General features: G+C 65.2%; 3 protein-coding genes. 1 reads left to right on the top strand and 2 read right to left on the bottom strand.

What is annotated here, in order from left to right:
- The coding region (locus AB4Y86_RS12465) for a glycosyltransferase (protein ID WP_441402537.1) at positions 1-1,171 on the bottom strand (1,171 nt) is incomplete at its 3' end.
- Entirely contained in the window at positions 1,171-2,358 is a 1,188-nt protein-coding gene (gene glf, locus AB4Y86_RS12460; RefSeq protein ID WP_441402536.1) for a UDP-galactopyranose mutase, read from the bottom strand. The genes glf and AB4Y86_RS12465, both read right to left, overlap by 1 nt.
- A 212-nt stretch (positions 2,359-2,570) precedes the next feature.
- Here glf and AB4Y86_RS12455 point away from each other — a divergent pair.
- The coding region (locus AB4Y86_RS12455) for an FtsK/SpoIIIE domain-containing protein (protein ID WP_441402535.1) at positions 2,571-4,704 on the top strand (2,134 nt) is incomplete at its 3' end.

Below are 4,704 nucleotides of genomic sequence, written 5' to 3'. Positions count from 1 at the left end.
GCGGCAGGGACAGCCCAATTTCCTTGATCACGCGCGTCGGGATCAGGCACATCCACCAGCCGTTGTAGTCAACGTCCACCCGGCGGTGCAGCCATGCGGTCTGCCGCAGGTTGGCGACACTGAAATCGTGGCGAAGCTCCATATCGGCATGCGGCTGCGCCGGCACGATACGGAAAGGATCAACAACTTCACCGAACGTATGCAGGACGCTGCGGTTGTACAAGTCGAACATGTGGCCGCCGACAATTGTGGGCGTTCGGCACCTGTCCGCGAACGTGAGCAGCCGGCTGATGCTCTCTGGCTCCACGACGATGTCGTCGTCAAGCAGAAGGACATAGTCGCTGCCGTTCTCAACCGCCTCGTACATTCCGCGGGCAAAGCCGCCGGATCCCCCCAAGTTTGCCTGATTGATGATCCGCAACTTGCCGCCGAGTGCGGCTTCGACCTCGGCGAAACCCTCTTGGTCTTCCACTTTCTGCGTGCCCTGGTCCACGATCAGGATTTCCTTAACGCTGGCGAGCGCATCCAGATTATCTGCGAGGATCCGAGCGTTGTTCAGGCAGAAGTCCGGCTTGTTCATCGTCGTGATTTCCAGAGTCACCTGGCCGCTTTCGTGCGCGGCCTCGCTCGTCTCCCATTGAGCACTTTGCAGCACTAGATCAGTGGAGCTGGCCGCAAGATCGAACCAGTACCAGCCGCCGTCGCCGAACGGTTTCAGTGACAGCTCGAAGACCGAGGTGGCCTCCCCGTCAACGTGCTGTCCGTCAACCCTCTGCACGGAACCCCGGGCGTTGGACTTATAAACGGTTACGGCCCCGGTGCCGGTGGTCCGGACCACAAGCCGGATGTCACGGATCGGGGTCCACCGTCGCCAATAACTTGCAGGGAATGCATTGAAATAGGTGCCAAAGGAAATTTGCTCGCCGGACCGAACGCGCATTGATTGCCTGGAGAGTAGATCCTCGAAGCGTGCCTGGCGGCTTCCCGAGCTGAACATCTGCAGCTTGTCTTCAGGCAGTTTCGGGGAGCGCGCCAGTTCGTCGTTCTCTCGCAGCCGGATGCCGCTGGCCGGACCCGCATCCACATAGAGCGGGATAGTGTCCGTCTGGTCCGCGGACGGGAGGATCACCCTCTGAAGAGCGCTCCATGAGGATGACTCTTCAGTGGTCATCACGCGTCCACTCCTCCACTTTCAATCTTGGCGCCGCCTTCGAAGTGGGGGCGGATCTTGTTCTCGAACATGGTCAGGGCGGAGCCGATGGCCATGTGCATGTCGAGGTATTTGTAGGTGCCGAGGCGCCCGCCGAAGAGGACGTCCTGCTCGGCCGCCGCGAGGTCGCGGTACTTGAGCAGGCGTTCGCGGTCCGCGGGGGTATTAATCGGGTAGTAGGGCTCGTCGCCCTTCTCGGCTGCACGGGAGAACTCCCGCATCACGACCGTCTTCTCGGTCTGGTAGTCGCGCTCGGGGTGGAAGTGGCGCGGCTCGATGATGCGGGTGTAGGCGACGTCGGCGTCGTTGTAGTTGACCACTGACGTTCCCTGGAAGTCCCCGACGTCGAGCACTTCTTCCTCGAAGTCGATGGTGCGCCAGGAGAGGTCGCCCTCGGCGTAGTCGAAGTAGCGGTCCACCGGGCCGGTGTAGATTACCGGGACATTCCCGACGACCTTGTTCTTGCTGTACTCGTGCGACTCGTCGAAGAAATCGGTATTGAGCCGGACCTCGATATTCGGGTGGTCGGCCATCTTCTCGATCCAGGCGGTGTAGCCGTTGGTCGGCAGGCCCTCGTACTTGTCGTTGAAGTAGCGGTTGTCGTAGTTGTAGCGCACCGGGAGCCGGGAGATGATGCCGGCGGGCAGGTCCTTTGGATCCGTCTGCCACTGCTTGCCGGTGTAGTGCTTGATGAACGCCTCGTAGAGCGGCCGACCGATGAGCTGGATGCCCTTGTCGTTCAGGTTCTGCGGGTCGGTGCCCGCCAGTTCGCCAGCCTGTTCCTTGATCAGATCCTGGGCCTGGCCCGGCGTCAGGTTCGCCCGAAAGAACTGATTGATGGTGGCCAGGTTGATCGGCAGGGAGTAAACCTCGCCCTTGTGCACTCCGTAGACCTTGTGCACGTAATTCGTGAACGTCGTGAAGCGGTTGACGTACTCCCAGACGCGGTCATTGGAGGTGTGGAACAGGTGTGCGCCATACCGGTGCACTTCGATCCCGGTCTGCTCCTCCTTTTCGCTGTACGCATTGCCGCCAATGTGGTGGCGGCGGTCGATGACAACGACCTTGAGGCCAAGCTCAGTGGCGGCCTGTTCTGCGATTGTCAGGCCGAAGAAGCCCGACCCTACGATGACGAGGTCAGCAGTCACAAAATCTCCTGGTTCGAATATGGGCAGCGCAACGTTGTGCATTGTCTGCTGCTCAAGCCTACCCGAGACAGTGCATGAACCGGTGAATCGGGGGGCGCCCCAGCCGGTCGGAGGGGCGTCTCGAGTTGTCCACTTAGGCGGATTCCTGCGGGCTGCCGGAAGATTGCGCAGCCTAGCGTTGACCCCAGCGGGCGCGAGAWAGGAAACCGGCGATGCTCCTGCAGTGCACCGTCGTCGGACGGGAAGGCTCGGCCATCGGCGCTCCCCTGGAGCTCTCCGTCGAGGTGGCCGTCGGCTGTTCCGGCGCCGCCCTTGAAGACGCCGTAGCGATAAAGTTCGGCACAGTCCGGCTGACAGTCGCAGGGGCTCCGCTGGGCAGCCTCACAGTGGGCACCCTTCCCCTCGTCAACGGGGCCGTGCTCGTCGACGGTCCCGCGGCGCCAGCGCTCAGCGGCCATCCGGGAACGGGCGGCCGCCCCGAGCCCGCCGGCACGCAGCTGCTGCTGGCTGTCATGAGCGGACCCGGTGCCGGAACGACGTTGCCGCTGCACCGGGGACGCTATCGGCTCGGCAGAGGCGGGACCGAGTTGGCAATTCCGGACGCTGAGCTTTCCCGCCAACACGCGCGGCTGGACGTGTCGAACGCGGGAATCACCGTGCTCGATCTTGGCAGCGCCAACGGGACGCGGGTTGATGGCCGGAAGGTGTCGTCCGCTCCGGTGTCCACGGATTCTCTGATCGGCTGCGGCAACTCGACGTTCGCCGTCCTCGTCCGCGACCAGTTCTCGGGCGGGTCCGGACCCGGCGACCCGGGGTTGGACGCCGCCGGCGGGGACACCTCGGAACCGTTGCGGGTTCCCGGCCCGGGTCCCACCGGGCCGCGGACGTTCTTGGTGCTGGCGGTTGTCGCCCCAGTCGTCGTCGGGGTCGCATTGGCCGTGGTCACCGGTATGTGGATGTTTCTTGCCTTCACCGCCATGTCAGCGATTCCGCCACTGCTTCCGGCCGTGTCGGGCCGCAGGCAACGCCGCGCTCTTAAGGCCGCAGTGGCGGCTGCGGTCCGGATGGACAGGGAACGACGACGGCGGGCCGCACCGTCGGCGCCCGAACTTCTCCTCGGCACGGTGGCCTCCGCTGGCCCGGCTGGCACGGCCCCCACCGTGGCTCCCCCGCCCGCTGAGGCCGGCCCGGTATGGCTTCGTCTCGGGCTGGCTGAGCAACCCGCCAGGGTCAGGCTGGAGCCGGCCGACCCCGGTTTTCGGGCCCCGCCGGCCGGTCTAGTGCCGCTGACCCTGGACCCCGCGGCGCCGACCCGGCTGGCTGGGCCGCCGCAGGTCGTCGCCGGGCTGGTGCGTTTCTTCGTCATGCAACTCGCCGGTTATCCCCGCGGCCGCCGCACGTGGCTTCATCTCCACGGGGAGGCTCACTCGATGCCGCTGGCGGCCCGCTTCCTGCCACGGGTCTCGCTATCCGCCAGCACCGACGTCAGCGTCGCTAGGCTGACCGCGGGTCCCGGCCCGGGCTCCGACCGGGGCGTGCTGATCCTGCTACCCGGAGCGGCGGCCACGGAAGCGCTGCGCGCGGAAGCGTGCCGGCTGGGCTGGCAGGTAATCGACTGTTCACCTTCGGGAAGCCACGCACCGGGCCAAACCGTGAGCCTGGGCAGCCGCACCGGCCGGCTCAGTGCGGATGGCACTGCGATTGATTTCCTTCCCGATCTGCTCCCGGAGGCGGTCTTTGACCGTTTTTGCCGGCAGCTGGGGGYCACACACCGTTCTGCCGGCGGAGCGTCCATAGTGCCTGCGTCGTGTTCCTTGGACGATGTCCTGCCTCTTTCCGAGGCTGCGGTTTCACGGCGCTGGTCAGCGGACGGCCGGCCGTCGGGGAAGCCGTCCGGGCTGCCGGTTCCGGTCGGCCTCAGTGCGGCGGGACCGCTGACGATCGATCTGCAGTCCGACGGACCCCACCTCCTCGTGGCGGGAACAACCGGGGCCGGCAAGTCTGAATTTCTGCGCACCCTTGTGGCGGGCTTGGCGGCCTGCTATCGGCCGGACCGGGTCAGTCTTCTGTTCGTCGACTTTAAGGGCGGTTCCGGACTGGGCCCGCTGACCGGCCTGCCGCACTGCGTCGGGTTGCTCACGGATCTGGACGGTTACGAAATTGACCGGACGCTAACCTCGCTTCGGGCAGAAATCCGCCGGCGGGAGGAGTTGCTTGCGGCAGCTGAAGTGCCCGACCTGCTCACGTACCAGGCACACGCCCCGGCCTTCCGGGCRCTCCCCCACCTGGTGCTGATCATTGATGAATTCCGGATGCTGGTGGAGGACGCACCGGCGGCACTGACTG

Origin of the sequence: Arthrobacter sp. 2YAF22_2, from assembly GCF_052114645.1 — a bacterium.
Lineage (GTDB): Bacteria > Actinomycetota > Actinomycetes > Actinomycetales > Micrococcaceae > Arthrobacter.
The sequence above is the reverse complement of the archived record's forward strand: the minus strand, read 5'-3'. Positions and strand labels throughout refer to the sequence as shown.